Origin of the sequence: Salinispora mooreana, assembly GCF_000379065.1 — a bacterium.
In the GTDB taxonomy this organism is placed as follows: Bacteria; Actinomycetota; Actinomycetes; order Mycobacteriales; family Micromonosporaceae; genus Micromonospora; species Micromonospora mooreana.
This window is the reverse complement of sequence record NZ_KB900614.1, coordinates 4,165,115-4,186,103: the sequence shown is the minus strand read 5'-3', so window position 1 is coordinate 4,186,103 and position 20,989 is coordinate 4,165,115. Positions and strand designations below refer to the sequence as shown.

Here is a 20,989-nt window from a genome sequence, read left to right as displayed (position 1 = left end):
GCCCGAAACCGCCGTCACCCTATTCAGGCCGGCTTTTGGTTCTCAATGGATGCCAACAGGGCGCGGTGCGTCTGCTCGTCGGCAGCCACAACAAGACCACCCAGCCCGGAGTGCGGCGGCTGTCCGTCAATTCCGGAGACCACGCAACCCGCCGCCTCACAGAGGGCGATTCCCGCCGCGAAGTGCACGCTGTCGCCGAGCTGGTGTCCGTCGGTGACGAAGCCGGCGCGACGGCCGGCGGCGACCCAGGTCACGGCCAGGGTGCTGGAGACCACGCGCGGGTGGAACCGCCCGACGAAGCTCTTCTCGGCAAACATCCGCGCGACGTGGAACTCGCTCTCGTTCGGAAACGGCGGGTCGAGGTTGAGGTCCACCAGCTTCGAGTCGGCTGATGGGACGAGCCGCTCGTCCACACCTCCCTGACGGACGTAGGCGGCGGTGCCGTCAGTCCAGAACACCTCGTCACTGAACGGGTCCGCGGCGGCGGCGACGGTGGGCTGCGTCCCGCTCCGCAGCGCCACGTTGACCGAGACCAGCATGGTCCGCGCGGCGAAGTTCAAGGTCCCGCACAAGGGGTCGACCAGCCAGATCCGCCCGCTGTCGCCGGTGCCGGTGCGCCCGCTCTCCTCCCCCACCAGGACATCACCCGGACGCGCCGCGCGCAGGGTGTCCAGAATCGCCTTCTCTGCCGCGAGGTCCGCTGTGGTGGCGAAGTCGTCCCCGCCCTTCGAGAACCGGGTCAGCGCCGACCCGTAGTGGGAGCGAACGACCGTCGCTCCCGCCTCCGCCGCCTCGATCGCCAACGCCTGATCCGTGATCGACATACCTGACACTCTAGATCGGATACCGCGATCATCCCAGCGCCGACCGCCGCACCGCCACGGCCTCGCCGTACAGCGCCGCCAACCGCGCCGCGGTGGCCGACCAGGAGTACGTCTGCGCCCGCTCGCGGCCCACGCTGGCGTACGCGGACCGACGGGGTTCGTCGTCGAGTAGCCGCCGGAGCGCGGTGCTCAACGCCCGTGGGTTCCGGGCTGGCACGAGGTCACCGGTCACCCCGTCCACCACGGTGTCCCGCAGGCCCCCGACCGCGGTGCCGACGACGGGCAGACCGCAGGCCATTCCTTCCAGCAGGGTAAGCCCGAATGGCTCGTACCAGGGGGCCGCGACCAGCACGTCCGCCGAGCGGTACCAATCGCCCATCGCCTCCCGCGGCACCGCGCCGACCAACTTGACCCGATCGGCGACGCCGCACTCCTCCGCCAGCGCCCACAGCCGCCGGGCCGACGGATCAGCCTCCAGCACGCCCGGCGGGCCACCGACCACGACGCATTCCGCGTCGGACAGCAGCGCCATCGCCCGGATGACGGTCTCGAAACCCTTCCGTGGCACGAGACGGCCGACGGTGAGGAGCCGGAACCTGCCGGCCGCACGCGCCACGGCCGTACCCGGACGGGGATTCCCCGCCGGGGAACGGGGAAACCGCGCGCGGTTCAGGCCGGCTGATGGGAGAGCACCGACTGGAGGGCCCTGATCAGGCCCGTCGTCCTGGGGTCCGGGGCCATGGAGACCCGCAGCCCGTTCGTCACGTATCCGAAGGCGATCCCGCTGGCCGGGTCGGCGTAACCGAGTGAGCCGCCGTGCCCGGGGAAGCCGAAGGCGGTCGGTGACCACCAGGGCTGCTCCGGCAGGGGCAGGCCGAAGCCGAGCGCCGGCCGGGTCGGCACCCGCAGCACCTGGTCAACGCCGTTGGCCTGTTCCCGGGTGGCGGCGGCGAGCGTGGCCGGGTCGAGGATCCGGACGCCGTCAACCTCACCGATCAGGCCCGCGTAGAAGCGGGCCAGGGACGAGGCGGTGCAGATACCGTTCACCGCGGGGATCTCCGCCGCCCAGGCACGTGGGTCGGTGAGGTCGAGCGGCGGGTCGGTCACCATTATCGACCGGACGGCCAGCGAGGTGCGGCCGGTAGACGCGGCCCGCGTCTCCCGTAGCCCCGCCGGCATCGCCTTGGGCGAGGCGGGCGGGGCGACCGGCTGCTCGGTGATCCGGGCGACCCGGTGCGCCTCGGCGGCCGGCAGGCCGATCCAGAAGTCCAGGCCGAGCGGGGTGGCGATCTCGTCGGCGAAGTAGGTGCCGAGGCTGCGGCCGGAGACGCGGTGTACCACCTCGCCGACCAGCCAGCCGTAGGTGAGCGCGTGGTAGCCGTGCGCCGTGCCCGGCGGCCAGGCAGGTGCCTGGGCGGCCAGCGCGGCGACGACCGGCTCCCCGGTGAGCGCGGTCGTCAGCGGGACCGGGCGGTCGAGCACCGGCAGCCCTGCCTGGTGGGACAGGAGCCAGCGGACCGGGATGCCGCCCTTGCCGGCCGCCGCGAACTCCGGCCAGTACGCGGCCACGGGGGCGGCCAGGTCGAGCTGCCCGCGCTGGGCCAGCAGGTGCGCGCAGGCAGCGGGTGCGCTCTTGGTGGCCGAGTAGACCAGCTGGAGGGTGTCCTCCCGCCATGGGCGGTCGGTGGCGGGATCAGCGACGCCGCCCCAGAGTCGGACTACCTCCCGGCCGTGCCGGTAGACGCTGACGGCGGCGCCGATCTCGGAGCCTGCTTCGACGTTCGCCTGGAATGCCGCTCGAACCGGCTCGTATCCCGGCGCGACGGTGCCATGTGCCACGGGCATGGATTCCCTCCGGAGTGCCGGCTCCGGGTGCCGACCACCCGAAGCAACGTCGTCAAGATAGCCTTACTGGCGATGTCAGGCAATCCTGACTAGCCTATGCTGACTGGATGACGGAGGAGATGGTTCCGGGGCATGCTGAGCTCGTCGGATTCCGGCTGCGGGACGGAACGCTGAAGACGGGCGCGGCAGCGCCGGCCGACGCCGTCGGCTATCGGGCCGGATGTAGCTGCGGCTGGGTCGGCAGCCGGGACTACCCGGCCGTTGACGAGGGGCACTGGATGGCCACCTCCGAGTGGGGCGGGCACATCCGGCCGCTCCTAGCCGCCACTCCGCCCGGCTGGCTGCTCAACCGCTCCGACACGCTGCGGGACGGCGTCGCCGAACTGACCACCACCTGGCCGCTACAGGCGCTCGGCATCCTCGCCCAGGTGGAGCGCTGGCAACGTCCCCTCATCGAACAGGCCGTGACCCAGGCGCGGGCGACCGGACTCTCCTGGGCCGAGATCGGCAACGCGCTCGGCATCAGCCGCCAGTCCGCGCACGAGCGGTTCCGCAATATCGCCCCGCCGAAGCCCCCCAGCTAGCCGACATCTCGGTAACTACCGACGTGGTCCTGAGGTCATGTCGCAGGAGCGTGGCGGCGGTTGATTGGGGTTACCCGGCGGGCCGGAGGAGGTGGATCACTCAGCCGACCCGCCGGGTGGTAGCCGGATCAGCAGTTGCGCAGTTCGGGAGACTGGTTGAGTAGCTGGCCGCGGACGGAGATGAAGCGGCGGTGGGTTTCCGAGTCCACTGCGGAGTGCCGGAACGCCGCGACCCGGTGACAGTTCTGGAAGGCCAGCTTGACGCCGAAGTGACGCTCGAGGCTGGACCGGATGGCATCGCTGGCCAGCGCGCGTAGGAGCTGACCCCGCTCCTCCTCGGTCGACGGCGGGACGACGTTGTCGGCGAACTCGGCGTCGGAGGACGCCAGCTCCGCCGCCACCCGGCTGACGGTCTGCCAGGCGTACGGCAGTGAGTCGCGGACGCAGGAGACGAAGGCGTCGTCGTCAACAGGGCCTGACTCGGCGGACCGTAACAGGTCCGGTGGCACGGTGAGAGACATGATCCTCCTCAGACTGATAATGATCTCGGTTTTCATTACCGTTGCGTTCTGAGCACACCACTCGTCGTCCGTCGCGTCAACGACGCCACATGGTGTGGCTCGGTCAGAATCGGCAGGCGCGCTGCCCGACGCGCGCCCGCAGCATGGCCGGTTGACAGCGCTGGTCGCGCCGGCTCAGACTGTCGCGACAACTGAACCAACGCGTGCGCGCGGGGGAAGTCCGGTCAAAATCCGGCGCTGGCCCGCAACGGTAGGCCGTCGAGGTGCACCCCGACGGCAAGCCCGAATACCCGCCACACTCGCGCATTCCCACCCACCCGTCGTGGCCCACGGGTCGGAGGCCCCGACCCGACGCTGACCAACAGCGATCGGCCCGGGTTCTGACGACCGCAGGGCGGAAAGGCACTCCTGATGGTCGTGTCCCACCCCCGAACCACCATCCGCACCCGCGTCGCCGGCCTGTTGGCCGCCGCCGTCGCCGGGATCGCCCTGACCGCGGTCGAGCCCGCCCCCCAGGCCGCACACGCCGACGCCTGTGACGGCACCTCGGGCGTCACCGTGGTGGTCGACTTCACCGCGCTCGGTGGCGACGTCGAGGTTGCCTGCGCCCCGGGCGACCCGGCCACCGGGCTGGCTGCCATCCAGGACGCCGGCTTCGCCGTCGAGGGCACCCTCCGCTGGGGGCTGGCCTTCGTCTGCCGTCTCGGCGGCCTACCCACCCCGGATGTCGAACCCTGCATCGACACCCCGCAGGCCACCGGGTACTGGTCGTACTGGCACGCATCCAGCGGCGGTAGCTGGGAGTACAGCGACAAGGGCGTGCTCAACTACGACCCGGCCCCGGGCAGCGTCGAGGGTTGGTCCTACGGCGCCGGCGAGCCGCCGAGCATCCCCGCCCCCTGAGCCACCTCGCGCCGGCGGCGTAGCCAATAGTGCACACCCCGGGGTGGCCTCTCCGTTCTGGCGTCGTCGCGCGCCCTGGCGGTACGGTGACGGTCACCCCGGGTGCACGCCGGGTCACAACTGCATAGGTCCCGTGTGGGGGGAAGCCGGTGCGATGCCGGCGCTGACCCGCAGCCGTGAGCGAGAGAACCCTTTCGCGAGCCGGAATGCCCCGCCCGGGACGAACGACTTCCACTGTCGAGGTTCACAGGGTGAAGTCCGGTCCGCCGAGGTCCGTCCACCCCCGCTCACACAGCACGCGGAGCGGGGTTTTCGTACCCCGGGGTGCTTGCCGGAGCTCACCGACTGCGCTACGAAAGGCACCCCTCATGGCTCTGACCCGGCGCCTCGCCACCGGTCTCGGCGCGGCAGCGGCAACCACCCTCGCCGTGGTGGCCGCTGCCCCACTGACCGTGGTGGCGGCCCCCGACCCGGACCACGCCGCGGCGGCGCGCGAGGCCGCGTCCTGGCTGGCCGACGAGTTCACCGACGGCGTCCTGCCTGGCCCAGGCAAACCGAAGGACTGGGGGCTGACCATCGACGGCCTCCTCGCGCTCTCCGCCACCGGGGTCGACCCGTCAACCCGGCAGGCGGCGACCGCCCAGGTCGCGGCGAACGTGCGCGCCTACAACAGCTACGACCACTGGGGCTTCGAGGGCGTCACCGACGGTGGGGCGACCGCGAAGTTGCTCTACGCCGCCTCCGCGGCCAGCGCCGACCCCACCGACTTCGGCGGCTACGACCTGCGCGCCGAGACCCTGTCGCTGATCGCCGGAGCGGACATCGACCACCAGCGGGGACGGATCACCAGCCGTACCACCCCGAAGACCGGCCCGGACCCCAGCAACACCTTCGACCAGTCCTTCGCCGTGCTGGGCCTGGCCCGCAGCGGCGGCGTCCCGCAGGACGTGGTGGACTTCCTCATCCGGCAGCAGTGCGCCGCGGGTGGCTTCCGCCTCTACCCGGACTCCACCGATGGGCCCTCGCCGTCCTGCGACGACCAACCCAACGCCACCCTTGATGTCGACTCGACCGCGATGGCCGTGCAGGCGCTGCTGAGCGCCGCCGAGAACGGTGCCGCCGGCGCCGCCGACGCGGCCGACGCGGGCGCGGAATGGCTGGTGTCCCAGCAGTACGCCGACGGGTCGTTCGGCGGCTCCGGGCCGACCACCGGGAAGAACTCCAACAGCACCGGCCTGGCCGGGCAGGCCCTCGCCGCCGCCGGCCGCGACCCCGAGGCCACCGAGGCGGCGGTGGCGCTGGCCGCGCTCCAGCTGACCGCGGCGAACGGCGGTGCGGCTGCCGCGGAGGCGGGTGCCATCGCATACAAGGCCGACGGGCTCGCCGCCGCCGTCAAGGAGGGGATCGCCGGCAACCACCGGGACCAGTGGCGTCGGGCCACCGCCCAGGCGCTGCTCGGGCTTGCCCAGGTGCCGCTGGGTCGGATCGGCCTCGACCCGCCGCCGACGGGGCAGCCCACCCCGACCGGCACCGCCTCGCCCACCGCCACCGGATCGCCGACACCGACCGGCACCACCAGCCCGACGCCGAGCGCCACCGGGACCGTCCCGTCGGAGACGCCCTCCGCGCCGCCGACCAGCAGCGCTCCGGTGACGCCGACGCCGACCACCTCCAGCCTGGGTGGGCTGGCCACCACCGGTGCGGCGATCACCAGCTACGTGCTGCTCGCGGTGCTGCTGCTCGGCGGCGGCGTGGGGCTGCTCATCCTCGGCCGTCGGCGGGCGAATTGAGCCGCAGGACACTCCGCGGCGCGGCGGCCGTCGCCCTGGTCGCCGCCGGCTCGGTGATCGGGCCGGGGAGTCCGGCGGTGGCCGCCGGGCTCCCCGGCTACTGCCCGGACGCCTCCGGCGTCACCGTCGTGGTCGACTTCAACGAGCTCGGCGGCGGGACCGTGGTCCGCTGCGCTCCCGGCAGCCAGGCCACCGGGCTGGCGGCGCTGAAGAGCGCCGGGTTCCAGATCACCGGCACGCTGCGCTGGGGCGAGGGATTCATCTGCCGGATCGCGGGCAAGCCGTCGGCCGACGCGGAGAAGTGCGTCGACACGTCGCCGGCCAGCGCCTACTGGTCGTACTGGCACGCCCCGAACGGTGGCCGCTGGACGTACAGCGACAAGGGGGTGCTGAACCGTACGCCCCCGGCGGGCAGCTTCGAGGGCTGGTCGTTCTCCCTCAACCGCGACCCCAACGACGCGCCCCGCCCGGGGGCCGCCCCGAGCCGCCCCGCACCACCGCCTGCGCCGGCGCCGGCGCCGCCCTCGAACGACGTACCGGTGGCACCGCCACCAGCGGGCGGGGATGCCGCACCGCCACCCGCCGACGACGATCAACCCGGCGCCGCCGACCCTGGCCAACCCGGCGCGGCGGACGGTGGCCAACCCGGTGCCGCCAGCGGGCCGACCCAGACCGTTGGCCCGTCGACTTCGGCCACCACCACGCCGTCGGCCAGCGCGGTGGGCCTCCCGTCCCCAGCGACCGCCACCACCTCAGCGCAGCCGGGCTCCGCCGACGAGCCCGTGCTGACCGACGCCGTCGCCTCCCGCGAGGAGGGGGGCGTGCCGCTGGGCACGCTGGCCGGGGTGCTGCTGCTGGCCGCACTCATCGCCGGGGGCCTGGTCGCCGCCCGGAGACGCCGGGCGGCCGACCCAGATGACTGACGCCGCGGTGGACAGCGCCGCGACCGCCGACCGATGGTCGGCCCGTTGGTCCGCCTGGCGACTGCCCCGTGGGCTGCACCCGGGTGCCTGGTGGCTCTGGGCGCTCGGGCTGGCCACCGCGGCCAGCCACACCACCAACCCGCTGGGGCTCACCCTGCTGGTCGCGGTCGCCGCGCTGGTGGTCATAGCGCGACGCGGGCACGCCCCCTGGGCGCTGGCGTTCCGCATGTACGTCTGGCTCGGCGTGGTGATCGTCGCGATGCGGGTGGTGTTCCGGATCGTCTTCGGTGGTGGTCAGGGCGAGCACGTGCTGGTCCGGTTGCCGGAGGTCCCGCTGCCGGACTGGGCAGCGGGTATCCGCCTGCTCGGGCCGGTCGCCGCCGAGCAGGTCCTCGGTGGGTTCTACGACGGGCTCCGGTTGGCGACGATGCTGATCTGCCTGGGCGCGGCGAACGCCCTGGCGAACCCGAAGCGGCTGCTCAAGGCCGTACCGGGAGCGTTGTATGCGGTGGGCACGGCGGTGGTGGTCGCACTGTCGGTCGCCCCGCAGCTGGTGGAGAGTGTGCTGCGGGTCCGGCGGGCCCGCCGGCTGCGGGGTGCGTCCGGGCGGGGGATGCGGGCGTTTCGGGGAGTCGCGCTTCCGGTGTTGGCCGACGCGTTGGACCGGTCGCTGGCGCTCGCCGCGGCGATGGACTCGCGCGGCTACGGCCGGACCGCGGCGGTTCCCGCCCGGCAGCGGGCGGTCACCGGCGCTCTGGTCCTCGGCGGCCTGCTCGGCGTCTGCGCCGGCACCTACGGGCTGCTCGACACCGCCGGGCCTGGCTATCTGGGGCTGCCGCTGCTCCTCGCCGGGCTGGCCGCCGCCGTGGGTGGCATGCTGCTGGCCGGCCGCCGGGTCCACCGCAGCCGCTACCGGCCGGACCGCTGGCGGCTGGCCGAGCTGCTCGTCGCCGGGTGCGGGATCGCCGCGGCCTGCCTCATGGTGCTGGCCGGCACGGTCGACCCGGAGCTGCTCTACCCGCCGGTCAGCCCGCTCACCTGGCCCGAGCTGACCCCACTGCTGCTGCTCGCCGTCGCCGTCGCGGCCGTCCCGGCCTGGCTCGCCCCGCCGCCGACACCTGTCCCGAGAGATCACACATGATCACATTTGACCGGGTAACCGTCCGCTACACCGAGGACGGGCCGCCGCCGCTACGCGACGTGACGCTGACCGTCGAGGAGGGCGAGCTGTGCCTGGTCGCCGGGCGCACCGGGGCCGGCAAGTCGACCCTGCTGCGGGCGATCAACGGGCTGGTGCCGCACTTCACCGGCGGCACCCTGCACGGCTCGGTCATCGTGGACGGCCGGGACACCTGCCGGCACCCGCCCCGCGACCTCGCCGACGTCGTCGGCGTGGTCGGCCAGGACCCACTCTCCGGGTTCGTCACCGACACCGTCGAGGAGGAGCTCGCGTACGGCATGGAGCAGCTCTCCCTGCCGCCAACGGTGATGCGCAAGCGGGTGGAGGAGACGCTGGACCTGCTCGGCATCGCCGAGCTGCGCGATCGGCCACTCCGGACCCTCTCCGGCGGGCAACAGCAACGGGTCGCCATCGGCGCTGTCCTCACCAGCCACCCCCGGGTTCTGGTGCTCGACGAGCCCACCTCCGCGCTGGACCCCACGGCCGCCGAGGACGTCCTCGCCGCGGTCACCCGGCTGGTCCATGATCTCGGCGTCACCGTGGTGCTGGCCGAGCACCGGCTCGAACGGGTCATGCAGTACGCCGACCGCCTGCTCTACCTGCCCGGCGACGGGCGCGTGGTCAACGGGCCACCGGCGGCGGTACTGGCCGGCGTGGAGCTGGCCCCACCCCTGGTCGAGCTGGGCCGGCTGGCCGGCTGGGACCCGCTGCCGCTGTCGGTTCGCGACGCCCGCCGCCGCGCCGCCGAGCTGCGTGGGCGGCTCGGCGAGGGGACGCCCCCCGCGCCGGCTCCCGCCCCGGAGCCGACGACGGCGCTGAGCGCGCGGAAGATCGTCGTACGGTATCCGGGCACCGTCGCCGTGGCCGGCGTTGACCTCGACCTCCAGGTTGGCCAGGTCGTCGCCTTGATGGGCCGCAACGGCTCCGGAAAGTCCAGCCTGCTCTGGGCCGTGCAGGGCAGCGGCCCCCGGCAGGGCGGCGCGGTGACCGTGACCGGCGCGGCGGGGGCCGTCGACCCCAAGAACCTGCCGGCGCACCAGGCCCGCCGGCAGGTCGGGCTGGTTCCGCAGACCCCGGGCGACCTGCTCTACCTGGAGACGGTTGACGGCGAGTGCCACCAGGCCGACCAGGAGACCGAGGCGGCGGCCGGCACCTGCCGCGCCCTGCTGGACCAGCTCACCCCCGGCCTGCCCGGTGACCGGCACCCGCGGGACCTCTCCGAGGGGCAGCGGCTGGGGCTCGCGCTCGCGGTGCAGCTCACCGCCGCGCCACCGGTGGTGCTGCTGGACGAGCCGACCCGTGGCCTGGACTACCTCGCCAAGCGGCAGTTCGTCTCGCTGGTGCGGGGGCTGGCCGCCGCCGGGCGCGGCGTGGTGGTGGCGACGCACGATGTGGAGCTGGTCGCGGCGCTGGCCGACCGGGTGATCGTGATGGCCGACGGTGAGATCGTGGCTGACGGCAGCACCGCGGAGGTCATGCTCGCCTCGCCCGCCTTCGCCCCGCAGGTCGCCAAGGTCCTCGCCCCGGCAGCGTGGCTGACGGTGGATCAGGTCGCCGCCGCGCTGGTGGCGGAGCGGGAGCCGGCGTGAGTGTCCTGCGGGTCGCTCCGCGTACCGCCGTGGTGCTGGTGCTCGCGTCGGTGGCCGCGCTGGCCACCTTCACCTGGCCGCTCTTCGTCCCGGTGCAGCCGGAGAGCACCGCCCGCGCCGGGGAGGCGCCGCTGGTCTTCGTCGTCATGTTGCCGGTGTTGGTGGCGCTGGTGCTGGCGGAACTCACCTCCGGTGGGATCGACAGCAAGGCCCTGGCGATGCTCGGGGTGCTCGCCGCGGTCAACGCCGCGCTGCGCCCGCTCGGTGCCGGTACCGCCGGGATCGAGACGGTGTTCTTCCTGCTCGTCCTCGCCGGCCGGGTGTTCGGACCGGGGTTCGGCTTCCTGCTCGGCTCCACCTCGCTGTTCGCCTCCGCGTTGCTCACCGCCGGGGTCGGCCCCTGGCTGCCGTTCCAGATGCTCGCCGCCTCCTGGGTGGGTCTCGGCGCCGGCCTGCTTCCCCGCCGGCCCCGCGGTCGCGCCGAGGTCGCTCTGCTGGCCGGGTACGGCGCGCTCGCCGCCTACGGCTACGGGCTGCTGATGAACCTCTGGTTCTGGCCGTTCAGCGCCGGCGCGGAGACCCAACTCTCCTACGTGGCCGGCGCGCCGGTCCTGGAGAACCTGCACCGCTTCGTCATCTTCACCGCGGTGACCTCCACCTTCGGCTGGGACACCGGACGGGCGATCACCACCGCCGTGATGATCGCCCTCGCCGGCCCGGCGGTGCTCGCCGCGCTGCGCCGCGCCGCCCGCAGGGCCGCCTTCGGTGCGCCGGTGACCTTCACTGGGCCCGAGCCGGGACTGCCGGCGTCGCTACCGACTTCGCTCCTGCCCGCGCAGGCGGGGAAGCCCGCGGGCCGCGACGATCGCCAGCACGGGTGGGACCAACACGACCGCCAGCAGGGTGGGCCACGGTACGTGCCAGCGCAGCTCGACGTGGAAGCCGACGTAGGCCGCCGCCGGCCCGCTGCCGGAGATCAGGCCGAGCAGGGTTCCAGCGCCGACGATGAACCCGGCCTGGGCCGCGGCGATGTGCCGTCGGGTGCGACCGGTGGCACCGACCGCCGCCATGGTGGCTAGGTCGGGGCGTAGTTCGGCTGCCGCCAGGCCGACCGCCACGGTGCTGGCGACCAGGGTGACCAGGACGCTCACCCCGGCCAGCAGGTAGAACATGGCGGTGCTGTCCCCGGTGTCCCGGTCTGGCTCGATGGCCGTGACGGTTGCCGGCGAGCGTGACTTGCCGGCGGCGAGCTGCGCCTGCAGCAGCACCGTGTTCGCCCGGTCCAGCTCGGCGGCGTTGGGTGCGCGGCTCGGGTCGATGACCACCTGCCGGGGCTGGGTGGCCAGCCCGAGACGCTGCGCGGTCCCGGGTGAGACCACCATGCCGGGCAGCTTGGCGAAGTACTCCCGCTGGGCGGCCACGACGGCCGGCAGCGAGGTTGGCACCGCCGAGCTGGGTTCCGGCCCGCCGGACAGCAGGGTGACGTGACCGCTCTCAGCCAGGGCGTCGTTGAAGACCACCGCGTCGCCCTGATCCAGGGCCGCCACTTCCGCGGTCGTGGCGGCCCGGCCGGTCACCAGCCGCACGACCTCCGCCCCGCCGACGGCGATGTCGCGCTGCTCGTGGGCGCGTAAGACGGTGGGATCGGTAGTGCTGTCGGACAGGTCCCGAAACACGGTGGGATGGAAGTTGACGACTGTCCGCAGTGGCACGACGGCGCGCGCCGGCAGGGGCGCGGCCAGCCGCGTCAACCCGGCTGGCCCCAGCAGGTCGGCGAGGTCCGCTGGCACCAGGACCTGGCCGGGCCGCGCCTCCACCTGGGTGGGGGTGGCGACAGCACGGGCCCCGCCGGCCAGCGCCAGCGCGACGCTGCCGGCGACGGCGGCCAGCACCGCGGCCATCGCCGCGGCGGTGCGGAGCCGATGCCGTACGGCGTGGCGCAGCGCCAACCGGGCCGGCATGGGCAGCACCCGAGCCAGGGGCACGCTCGCCCGCACCAGCGCGGGCGTGCACATGACGACGCCGAGCAGCAGGGCGACGCCGCCGGCGGCGAGCACCGCCGGTTGACCCTCCGGGTTGCCGGCGACCAGCAACGCGCCCGTGGCGACAACGATCAGCCCCACGCCGACCACCAGCGCGACCTGGTCCAGCCGGGACTGGTCCCGCTGGCCGCCCAGGGCACCGCGCAGGGGCCGCCCCCGGAGGGCGCGCGCCGGTAGCACCGCCGCCAGGACCGCCAGGAGCAGGGTGACCACGGCGGCCCCCGTCACCTGCCCACCGGGGATCGACACATCACTCAACGGGTGGTCGGCGATGCGTTCGATGAGCGGGCCGGCCAGGGCGAAGGTCACCAACCCCAGGAGCACCCCGGCGGTCGCGGAGATGGCACCGAGCAGCATCCCACCGGCGACGACCACCTTACGGACCTGCGCAGCGGTGGCACCGGCGGCGGCCACCAACGCCAACTCCCGACGTTGCCGAGCGGCGCCGACGGTGAATGCCGCGCCGACCAGAAGCACGACCTGGGTGCCGGCGAAGCTGACCACGAGCACCGTCGCCGCCGCCTCGATCCGGCGGTCCGCGGCGCTGGGGGCACTCCGTTCCCTATACGAGCTGGGCTCCGGCGGCGACCACCCGCTGCCCGGCGGCAGTTGCACCATCAGCTTGCCGCCCGCTGCGGAGAGCGGGGCATCGTATGGCACGAGCAGCCCGGCGGCGCGCAGCGACCGGCTCCAGTCAATCAGCCCCACCACGGTGAGCTCCCGCTGCGGCATCCCGGCGGTCAGCCGGCTGCCCAACTCCAGCCCCAGCTCGTCGGCCATCGCCCGGGTCACCGCCACCTCGGCCGGCCCGTCGGGCACCCGCCCGGACCGGAGCACATATCGGCCCTGGTTCAGCGGGTGCTCCGGGTCGGTCGCCTCGTAGTTCGACACGCGCAGGTCGTCCGGGCCGCGGACCACCGTGCGGGCCTGTGTCAACCCAAGGGTGCGGCTGCCCGACGGCAGGGTGGCCACGGTCGAGCTGTCGGAGTCAACGATCAGATCGGCCTGGCCCATCGTGAAGGTGGCGTTCTGCGCCGAGGTGCCGCTGAGGTTGCTCCAACTCGCCAGCAGGACAGTGCCGGCGTACGCGGGGACGAAGAGCATCAGCAGGATCAGCGCGCTGCGGGCCCGATGGCGCAGCGCGGAGCGACGGGTGATGCGCAGCGCGACCCGCCACGAACCGAACCGGCCGGCGGTGCTCACGACGACTCCGCCAGCAGCCGCCGGGCATCGTCGCGCGCCGGGGTGGCGTCCACCAGTCGCCCGTCTCGGAGAAAGACCGTGCGGTCCGCCCAGCCGGCGTATCGCGCCTCGTGCGTGACCAGCACACCGGCCGCTCCGGCATCGATCCGCGCCCGCAGGACCTGCAACACCGCGAGGCTGGTCTGCGAGTCGAGGGCACCGGTCGGCTCGTCCGCCAGCACCAACCGGCGCTCGCCGACCAGGGCGCGGGCGATCGCCACCCGCTGCTGCTGCCCACCGGAGAGCTGGTCGGGAAACCGGTCGGCAACCTCGGGTAGGCCCACTTCGTCCAGTGCGGTGACAGCCGCCGCGCGCGCCGCCCGCGTGCTGCTGCCGCCGAGCTCCAGCGGCAGGGCGACGTTCTCCGCCGCGGTCAGGTCGGTCACCAGGTTGAAGTCCTGGAACACGTAGCCGATCCGGTCCCGGCGCAGGTGGGCCACCGCCGTCGAGTCGAGGCCGCCGAGCCCGAACCCCTCCACCTCCACCGACCCGGAGGTGGGCACCTCCAGACCACCGGCGATCGAGAGCAGGGTGGATTTCCCCGAACCGGACGGCCCCATCACCGCGACCAGTTCACCGGCCCGAACGGTCAGGCTGACCCCGGCCAACGCCCACACCGGGATTTCGCCGGCCCGATAGACCCGTTCCACCTCGGACAATCGCAACACCACGCTGCTCACCGCCGGGTCTGCCCCGACTCAGCGGTCTCGGCAGCCTCGGCCGGGATCGGGGCGGGCGCGGGCGCGGAGGCGGCTGTGGACGCGGGCCGGGTGTGCCGCCGCCGCAGCACCGTCGCCTCCACATGATCCAGCCATCGGAGCTCGCCCTCCAGGGCGAAGATCAAGTGGTCGAGAAACAGCGACCAGGTGAGGTCAACGTCCTCGTTGGCCTGTCGGCGCAGGTCGGTGTAGTCCCGGAGCTGCCGCATCGACTCGGTGCGCTGCTGCTGCACCACGATCGTGATGTCGACGCTCGGATCCTGCGCGGCCATCGCCAACTTGATCGCCAACTCGTTGCGGGGGCGCTCCGTCTCGGTGACCGGGGTGAGGTACCAGCCCGCCAGAGCCGCCCGCCCCGGCTCGGTGAGCGCGTACAGCTCTCGCCCCTGGGCGTCCGCGCCCGCGGTGGCGACAAAGCCGTCCCGGACCAGGCGGTCCAGGGTGGTGTAGATCTGACCGACGTTCACCGCCCAGCTACCACCGGTACGCGTGTCCAGCTCCGTTCGGAGCTGATACCCATATTTCGGACCGTCCACGAAGAGGGCCAGCAGCCCCCACCGCACCGCGTTTCGCTGCATGGCATCGAAACTTACCAGATAACTACTTGCTTAGTAAGCTCTACTGTGACGTGCTGGCCGGCGAGGACGACCGGCCATCAACAGACGGCTGCTCAACTCCGTGGCTACCGGTTCACCCGCCCGCTCGTACAGGTACGCCGCGACGGCGGTGTACCCGGGCAGGGCGGGGTCAAGCCCGCCAGAGCGGCCAGGCCAGCCCTCGGGCCGCCGGCCTCCCCGAGAGCGACCGCCCGATTGAGCCGGGCCACCGGGCTGTCTGGTTGAGGCGGATACCCGAGACCGTCCGCTTAGCCCGGCTGATCCGCTGGGGCCATCAGCTTCTCCTGACACGGCGACATCTCCAGCGGTAACTCCGCGCGGGGGACGTGCAGACTCCACGCCCCCCGCGCGGACCCTACTGCGAACTGATCGATCGAGTTGTCTGCCGCACGGGAGCGACAGCGACTTGCCGACCAGCCGATGGAGGGTTCAAGCCGCCGGGCACCGCGCTCCGGGGGCGGGCAGCGTCAGATCGACGAGGTAGCGGTCCACCACGGCCTTCGTGCAGTCAGTGCGCTGGTAGGTGCCGTGGCCCCAGCCCTCGTACGTCACCAGGCGGCCGTGCCGGCCAAGCTGCCGGGCGATGGTGGTGGCCCAGTTGTAGCCGGTACGGGGGTCGTGCAGGGCGTTGAGCAACAACAACGGAGTACGGGTCCGCACCTGCGGTACGTGCGGAGGGTTCCGGACCGGCGACGGCCAGCCGAGGCAGGTCTGCACCGCCAGCAGCCCGCTGCCGTACCGGATATCCGGCCCGGCAGCCGTGGCCTCCCGGACCAGGCCGGCGTACTCGGTGTAATCGCGGACCGGGGCGGGCCAGTCCGCGCAGAAGGCGGCGACGGAGAGTGGAAGCTTCACCTCGGGAGGCGGGGTTCCGGCCTCCATGTCGCGCACGTCGGCAGCCAGGTCCGGCCAGCGCGGATCGGCAAGCAGCTTGAGCGCCACGGCCCAGACCGCCCGCACGTCCCGAGCGTGCGCACGGGCATGAATCCTCCAGACGGTTGAACCTCCGCCCAGCCTCCGCCCGCACCCAACTCCGAAGCATCGGGTGAATACCCGGGCTAAACCCGGATTTCAGTCGGCGAACGTCGGAAACCCGATAGCGACAAAGCCCACGGAAAATGTCACGCACAGTCACTTGTGGATGGCGGATACATCAAATATCCTCCTACCCAACCAGCTCGAGCCGGTTGACTGGACTGGCTTTGCCATAAACAGGAAGTTCGTCATGACAGATGCCATGGTGCAACACGCGCAGGTCCCAAACACTGGACGCATCATCGATCACTGGCGCGGCGGAGCACACTATCTTCCGGCGGACGCGGAAGCGGCCAAGGCATTCTGCGCTCTGTACCCGGGGTTTCCCCAGGTCTACCAAACGTTGCAGGAATTCGTCGGACGCGCCGTCCGGGCTATCGCGGAGCAGGGAGTCAACCAGTTCCTGCTACTCGGTGCCGGCATTCCGACACAGGGCAACGTGCATGAGATCCTTCCTGAGGCCCGCGTTCTCTACACCGATATCGATGCGGTCAACATCGCTTTAGGCAGTGAGATTCTCGCCACCACACCGGGAGCGGAATACGCCTACTGCGATGCGACAGATCTTGCCACCCTCGATCAGGGTACGATCGAACGGGTCCTCGACCCCACCGCACCTATCGGCATAGTGATGACTGGGATAACCGTGTCGCTCGACGATGATGCCGCCCACAAGACACTTTCCGACATCTTCGACTGGGCATCTCGGGGCAGCTTCCTGGCGGTGGATTTCGACGGCGAGGCTCTGGCCACCTTTCCGGTCATCAAGGAGAGAATTCTTGACCAGGCCGACAAGCCCCTACAACTACGCGGCCCACACCAGATCTATCCGTTGCTTGGGCGCTGGCAGGTGACCGCAGACGGAGTCGGACCAGTTGACACCTGGCGCAATCCGGGACCGCAGCCAGACAAGGTGTTCATGTACGGCTGCGTGGCCCACAAACCGTGAGGCAGTGACTCCGAAATCTCGTGCCCTCCGGGCGCGTCGGCACCATCCTCTGGAGCTGAATCCGAGCATCCCCTGGAGGTGCCGCGCGATGCAGAACACCGCACATACCAACCTGGCCGAAGCTCCCGAAGTGACCATGCCGATTGAGCTGCGGCCGACCGACTGTCTGCCGGAACTCCTCGCCGCCGCCCGGGTGGCGCCGGTCGTGCGGATCCCCTACCTCGACCAGCATGCCTGGGTCGTGTGCGACCGCGAGTTGGTGAAGCAGGCTCTCACGCACCCCAAGCTGGGGAAGGACGTCACCCTTGCCCCCGACTGGATGCGCCAGCCGGGCCAGATGGTGACGGCGATACCGCCCCCGGAGTACGCCCGCATGATGGTCATGAGCGACGGTGAGCACCACGCGCGGATCCGACGGATCCACGCTCCGGTGCTGAGCCCACGCAACGCCGAGCGATGGAGCGAGCGGGTCGCCGCCCTGGTGGACGGATTCCTCGACAACCTCGACTCCACCGCCGGCGCCCAGGTAGACCTGATCACGGACTACACGCACAAGATCCCGTTGGCGTTCACCTCCGAGATGCTCGGCCTGCCCCCGGGGGCGGAGCGGCGGCTGCACGACATCACCGAGGTCATGCTCTACTCAGCCGACTACGCGCTGCGCCAGCAGGCCGTCGGGGAGCTGTTCGAGGCAGTTCAGGAGTGGGTACGCAACCCGGCCGGGCTGCGCGAAGGAGTGATCACCGGACTGCTGGCCTCCTCCGACGGGCCGGATGCCACAGTCACCGAGGGTGAGGCCATCGTCTGGACCCTCTCGCTGATCATCAACGGCTACGAGACGACCGGGAGCCTGATCTCCGCCGCACTGTACGAGGCCCTGCGACGACCCGCGCGGGAGCGGCCACACACCGACGAGGCTATCGCGGCGTGGATCGAGGAAACCCTGCGCGTGCAACCACCGGTACCCCACACCACCTGGCGCTTCGCCCTTGCGGACCTCGACCTTGGCGGCTACCTGATCCCCAAGGGCGCTCCCGTACAGATCAGCCTCGCGGCGGCGAACCTGGACCCGGACGAGGATGCCGACAGCTTCGACGCGCGACGACGAGGGCGGGGGCACCTCTCCTTCGGGCGCGGCGCGCACTACTGCATCGGCGCCCCGCTGGCCCGGGTGCAGACAAAGATCGCGCTACGCGGCTTCCTGCGACGGTTTCCGCAGGCCCGGCTGAGCGCCGACACGGCCCCCCAGTGGGAGTCGGAATGGATGATCCGGCGCATGAGCGTCCTACCCGTACTACTGGCCTGAGCGCTCCGGGTTCACCTTCGAGGCCGAGGCCGCCGCGGCCGACCCTCCGCGATCGGCCCCGGCCTCCCGGCCCCCAGGCCGTTACGGCTCCAGGGTTAGCGTCCGCGCCGCCTCGGCCTCAATCGTGGCTCGCTCCCAACGCATCGGCAGGGTCTCCCCGGTACGCCACAACTCCAGCTGGTCGTCGTAGTTGCGGTGGAAGGCATGCCCGGAATTGCCGGTGAGCTGGATCCACCGGGAGGCGTCCAGGTCCGCCAGGTCAACGATCATCCGCATCGACGGAACGGCCTTGACCTCGTACCCGGTGGCAGCGTCCCAGGCGGTGGCGTTGACGATCGCGCCGCCGCCGGAGACGCTGACCGGGTCCGTGTTGAAGAGCCACTCGATGATCCCCGCACCCGAGGTGCCGAAGGACTGGTTCCGCACGGTCAACGTGTGCATCCGGCCCCAGCGCCAGTCGGCCGGCTGGTCGCCCTGGTTTCGGGAGAGCTCGTTCGCCGCCGCTTCGGCCGCCGCGCGCAGCAGGTCGTCGCGGCCCTCGACCACCTCGGTCTCCGGCCGGTCCCACCACGGCGAATCGGGCTGGCTGAGCAGACCCCGCACCACCTCGTACGACTGGTCGTTGCCGTCGAGCCGGTGGTCCGCGGGCAGTTCGTCGAAGGTGGCCAGGAGCAGGTGGCGCCAGACGGCGTTGTAGTACGCCGCCGCGGCGGAGCGGCGCCCGTCCTCGCTGCCCGGCTCCCCCTCAGCCGGCTGTTGGTAGTCCCACCCCGTCCACAGTTCGGTGGCGGACCGGACCAGGCCCGAGGCATCGGCGGCAACAGCCGCCTCGACCGCCGGGACCAGCGTCGGCGCGAAGCCGTTGCGGTTGTCGAACTGCATGGACTGCACGTCCGCGACGGTGATCTCTCCGGCATCCCGGGCCGAGGTGATCAGCTCATAGATGCGCTGGCTGCGGTACCCGTAGTCCCAGTCGTTGGTGAGCAGCTTCGGGTATGAGGGGCCGATGACGGCCTGGTTGGCGGTGACCAGGTAGCCGGCGGGTGGGTTGACGACGCTCGGCAACTCCGCGAAGGGAATGAAGCCCTGCCAGTCGTACGCCGAGTCCCAGCCGGGCGCCATCCACCGCCCGTCCCCCTTGCCCCGCACCGGGATCCGGCCGGGCGCCTGGTAGCCGATGTTGCCGTCGGTGTCGGCGTAGACGAGGTTCTGCGCGGGCACCTCGAACAGTGCCGCCGCGGCGCGGAAGTCGGTCCAGTTCGTCGCGGTGTTCAGCGCGAAGATGGCGTCGGCGGTCCGGCCCGGCGCGAGTGCGGTCCAGCTCAGCGCGATGGCGTAGCCGCCGTGCTGCTCGTCGTCGGTGTTCGCCGACTCGTCGGGGCGCAGCTCCGGGGTGGCGACGACCGATGCCGGCGAGCCCGCCGGGTCGACCGGCGGGTTAAGGCCGATCTCGCGCAGTTCGGCCGACGCGTCGGAGAGCAGGGGTCCGTGCCCGGAGGCCCGTACGGTGATGGACACATCCTCACCGCCGGCGACCTTGACGGTCTCGGAACGGGTCTCCAGCGGCTGCCACTCTCCGTCGACCTGCACCCGGTCGCCGTCCACCCGCTCCAGATAGAGATCGGTGACGTCGGGGTTCAGGTTGGTGAAGCCCCACGCGATGTGGGCGTTGTGCCCGATGACCACGCCCGGCGTGCCGGAGAAGCTGAAGCCGGAGACGTTGATGTCGCACGCGCAGTGCAGGCCGTTCTGGTACCAGATACCGGGCATGCTGGGACCGAGGTGCGGGTCGTTGGCGAGAATCGGCTTCCCGGTGTCGGTCAGGTCGCCGGCGATAACCCACGAGTTGGAGCCGATGCCCCGACCGGTGCCCACCATCGTCGGCAGCCGGGAGAGCCCGCCGGCCAGCGCGGCAACCATCTCCCTGCCCCCACCCGCTCCGGCGGTCCCGGTCCCGGCGGGATCCGGGCTGTCAACCGGGTCCGGGGAGGCCGGATTGTCAGCCGGGTCCATGGAGGCCGGGCTGGCTAACTGATCGAAGGCACCAGCCACGACGTTTCCGTCAACGACGATCGGTGCATGCCGATCGAAGGGGTACGCCGGATACAACTCCTCGACCCGCTGGCGGGTCAGGCCCTCGGCGAGGAGTGCCGCCCGGGCGATCTCGTCTCCCATGTTGCCGCGTAGGTCCCACGCCATCGCCTTCAGCCAGGCGAGGCTGTCCACCGGGTGCCACGCCTCGATCGCATAGCCCGAGTTCTGTAGGCCGAGTACGGCGTACTCCAGACTCGCCCGACCCCCGTCGTTCTCGTCGAGCCAGGCGTTCACCCCGTCGGCGTACACCTGCAGGTATCGCTTGGTATCCGCCCCGAGGAGGCCCCACTCCTGCTCGGCGACCCGACGCCACCCCATCGTCCGCAGGTAGATGTCGGTCTCCACCTGGCTGTCGCCGAAGAGTTCGGCGAGCCGACCCGCGGTGAGATGGCGGCGGAAGTCCATCTCCCAGAACCGATCCTGCGCGTGAAGGTAGCCCTGGGCACGAAACAGATCCTCGGCGGTCTCCGCGTACACCTGCGGGATGCCGTGATCGTCGCGGTGCACGGTGACCGGCGCGATGAGCCCGGGCAGCCGAAGCGCGCCGTCGTGCTGCGGGAACGCTCGCCGTACCGTCCACACGGCGGCGAGGGTGAGTACGAGGGCCAGTGTGGTGAGGACCGCCACGGTCCAGAGCGCGATCTTACGTATCCGGGGCGAAAGAATACGTGCGGGATTCACACCGAAATCCTAAAGGTTTAGTGGACCATTCGATGATCTTGAACTTCGGGTGACGCGCCGGGCGGGGTCGCCGCCGCGCTCGCCCGGCTGCTCTGATCAGCGCCGACACCGATCTGCCGCCCCGAATCACGATCTCACCGACCGT

The 20,989-nt window shown here is 71.8% G+C and carries 15 protein-coding genes, 4 pseudogenes and 2 riboswitches; of the genes and pseudogenes, 9 read left to right on the top strand and 10 right to left on the bottom strand.

Annotated features, from left to right (window positions below):
- Positions 1-23: 23 nt before the first annotated feature.
- The 3 genes and pseudogenes from SALPAC6_RS0119970 to SALPAC6_RS0119960 all read right to left on the bottom strand — a co-directional run bounded on the left by SALPAC6_RS0119970 (position 24) and on the right by SALPAC6_RS0119960 (position 2,669).
- Positions 24-824, bottom strand: coding sequence for an inositol monophosphatase family protein (locus SALPAC6_RS0119970; RefSeq protein WP_018255113.1), 801 nt, complete (start codon positions 822-824; stop codon positions 24-26).
- Between the two features lie 28 nt (positions 825-852).
- Positions 853-1,521: pseudogene (locus tag SALPAC6_RS26335) on the bottom strand (glycosyltransferase); the annotation flags it as partial.
- Positions 1,494-2,669 carry a serine hydrolase domain-containing protein gene (locus SALPAC6_RS0119960; protein WP_018255111.1) on the bottom strand — a complete coding sequence of 392 codons (1,176 nt, stop codon included), beginning with the start codon at positions 2,667-2,669 and terminating at the stop codon, positions 1,494-1,496. The gene SALPAC6_RS0119960 and the pseudogene SALPAC6_RS26335, both read right to left, overlap by 28 nt.
- A gap of 107 nt (positions 2,670-2,776) precedes the next feature.
- Between SALPAC6_RS0119960 and SALPAC6_RS0119955 the strand changes: the two genes are divergently transcribed.
- Positions 2,777-3,253 (top strand): hypothetical protein, encoded by a 477-nt coding sequence (locus SALPAC6_RS0119955; protein ID WP_018255110.1) that lies wholly within the window; start codon positions 2,777-2,779, stop codon positions 3,251-3,253.
- A gap of 128 nt (positions 3,254-3,381) precedes the next feature.
- On the opposite strand, the gene SALPAC6_RS0119950 is transcribed toward SALPAC6_RS0119955, so the two are convergent.
- A complete protein-coding gene (locus tag SALPAC6_RS0119950) occupies positions 3,382-3,774 on the bottom strand; it encodes an SCO5389 family protein (RefSeq protein WP_018255109.1) in 393 nt (130 codons plus the stop codon).
- A 149-nt stretch (positions 3,775-3,923) separates the two neighbouring features.
- Positions 3,924-4,086, top strand: a riboswitch (cobalamin riboswitch).
- Between the two features lie 99 nt (positions 4,087-4,185).
- Here SALPAC6_RS0119950 and SALPAC6_RS0119945 point away from each other — a divergent pair.
- The 6 genes and pseudogenes from SALPAC6_RS0119945 to SALPAC6_RS31050 form a co-directional block, all read left to right on the top strand.
- Positions 4,186-4,677, top strand: a complete 492-nt coding sequence (locus SALPAC6_RS0119945; RefSeq protein ID WP_018255108.1) for a hypothetical protein — start codon at positions 4,186-4,188, stop codon at positions 4,675-4,677.
- Positions 4,678-4,760: 83 nt separating this feature from the next.
- Positions 4,761-4,910, top strand: a riboswitch (cobalamin riboswitch).
- Positions 4,911-5,045: 135 nt separating this feature from the next.
- Positions 5,046-6,467, top strand: a complete 1,422-nt coding sequence (locus SALPAC6_RS0119940; RefSeq protein WP_018255107.1) for a prenyltransferase/squalene oxidase repeat-containing protein — start codon at positions 5,046-5,048, stop codon at positions 6,465-6,467.
- Positions 6,464-7,390 carry a RodZ family helix-turn-helix domain-containing protein gene (locus SALPAC6_RS0119935; protein ID WP_018255106.1) on the top strand — a complete coding sequence of 309 codons (927 nt, stop codon included), beginning with the start codon at positions 6,464-6,466 and terminating at the stop codon, positions 7,388-7,390. Before SALPAC6_RS0119940 ends, SALPAC6_RS0119935 begins: the two co-directional genes overlap by 4 nt.
- The gene (locus SALPAC6_RS0119930) at positions 7,383-8,531 is read left to right on the top strand and encodes a CbiQ family ECF transporter T component (RefSeq protein WP_018255105.1); all 1,149 of its coding nucleotides are present in this window, start codon (positions 7,383-7,385) and stop codon (positions 8,529-8,531) included. Before SALPAC6_RS0119935 ends, SALPAC6_RS0119930 begins: the two co-directional genes overlap by 8 nt.
- On the top strand, positions 8,528-10,159 hold the full coding sequence (locus SALPAC6_RS0119925; RefSeq protein WP_018255104.1) for an ABC transporter ATP-binding protein: 1,632 nt from the start codon (positions 8,528-8,530) through the stop codon (positions 10,157-10,159). The genes SALPAC6_RS0119930 and SALPAC6_RS0119925 overlap by 4 nt, the downstream gene beginning before the upstream one ends.
- Positions 10,156-11,040 (top strand): annotated as a pseudogene (locus SALPAC6_RS31050) (ECF transporter S component); the annotation flags it as partial. The gene SALPAC6_RS0119925 and the pseudogene SALPAC6_RS31050, both read left to right, overlap by 4 nt.
- Here SALPAC6_RS31050 and SALPAC6_RS30410 read toward each other — a convergent pair.
- The 5 genes and pseudogenes from SALPAC6_RS30410 to SALPAC6_RS26325 all read right to left on the bottom strand — a co-directional run.
- Positions 10,972-13,404: an FtsX-like permease family protein gene (locus SALPAC6_RS30410; RefSeq protein WP_018255101.1), complete on the bottom strand. Its 2,433-nt coding sequence runs from the start codon at positions 13,402-13,404 to the stop codon at positions 10,972-10,974. The pseudogene SALPAC6_RS31050 and the gene SALPAC6_RS30410 sit on opposite strands and share 69 nt — an antisense overlap.
- Positions 13,401-14,123, bottom strand: coding sequence for an ABC transporter ATP-binding protein (locus tag SALPAC6_RS0119905; protein WP_018255100.1), 723 nt, complete (start codon positions 14,121-14,123; stop codon positions 13,401-13,403). Before SALPAC6_RS0119905 ends, SALPAC6_RS30410 begins: the two co-directional genes overlap by 4 nt.
- The gene (locus SALPAC6_RS0119900; protein WP_018255099.1) at positions 14,120-14,740 is read right to left on the bottom strand and encodes a PadR family transcriptional regulator; all 621 of its coding nucleotides are present in this window, start codon (positions 14,738-14,740) and stop codon (positions 14,120-14,122) included. The genes SALPAC6_RS0119905 and SALPAC6_RS0119900 overlap by 4 nt, the downstream gene beginning before the upstream one ends.
- Positions 14,741-14,770: 30 nt before the next feature.
- Positions 14,771-14,997: pseudogene (locus tag SALPAC6_RS28165) on the bottom strand (RNA polymerase subunit sigma-24); the annotation flags it as partial.
- 211 nt (positions 14,998-15,208) lie between these two features.
- Positions 15,209-15,751 (bottom strand): annotated as a pseudogene (locus SALPAC6_RS26325) (alpha/beta hydrolase); the annotation flags it as partial.
- Positions 15,752-16,004: 253 nt separating this feature from the next.
- Here SALPAC6_RS26325 and SALPAC6_RS0119885 point away from each other — a divergent pair.
- A complete protein-coding gene (locus SALPAC6_RS0119885; RefSeq protein WP_018255097.1) occupies positions 16,005-16,763 on the top strand; it encodes an SAM-dependent methyltransferase in 759 nt (252 codons plus the stop codon).
- An 88-nt stretch (positions 16,764-16,851) separates the two neighbouring features.
- Entirely contained in the window at positions 16,852-18,069 is a 1,218-nt protein-coding gene (locus SALPAC6_RS0119880) for a cytochrome P450 (RefSeq protein WP_018255096.1), read from the top strand.
- 81 nt (positions 18,070-18,150) lie between these two features.
- Here SALPAC6_RS0119880 and SALPAC6_RS0119875 read toward each other — a convergent pair whose 3' ends face one another.
- Positions 18,151-20,844, bottom strand: coding sequence for a penicillin acylase family protein (locus SALPAC6_RS0119875; RefSeq protein WP_026189883.1), 2,694 nt, complete (start codon positions 20,842-20,844; stop codon positions 18,151-18,153).
- Positions 20,845-20,989 lie beyond the last annotated feature (145 nt).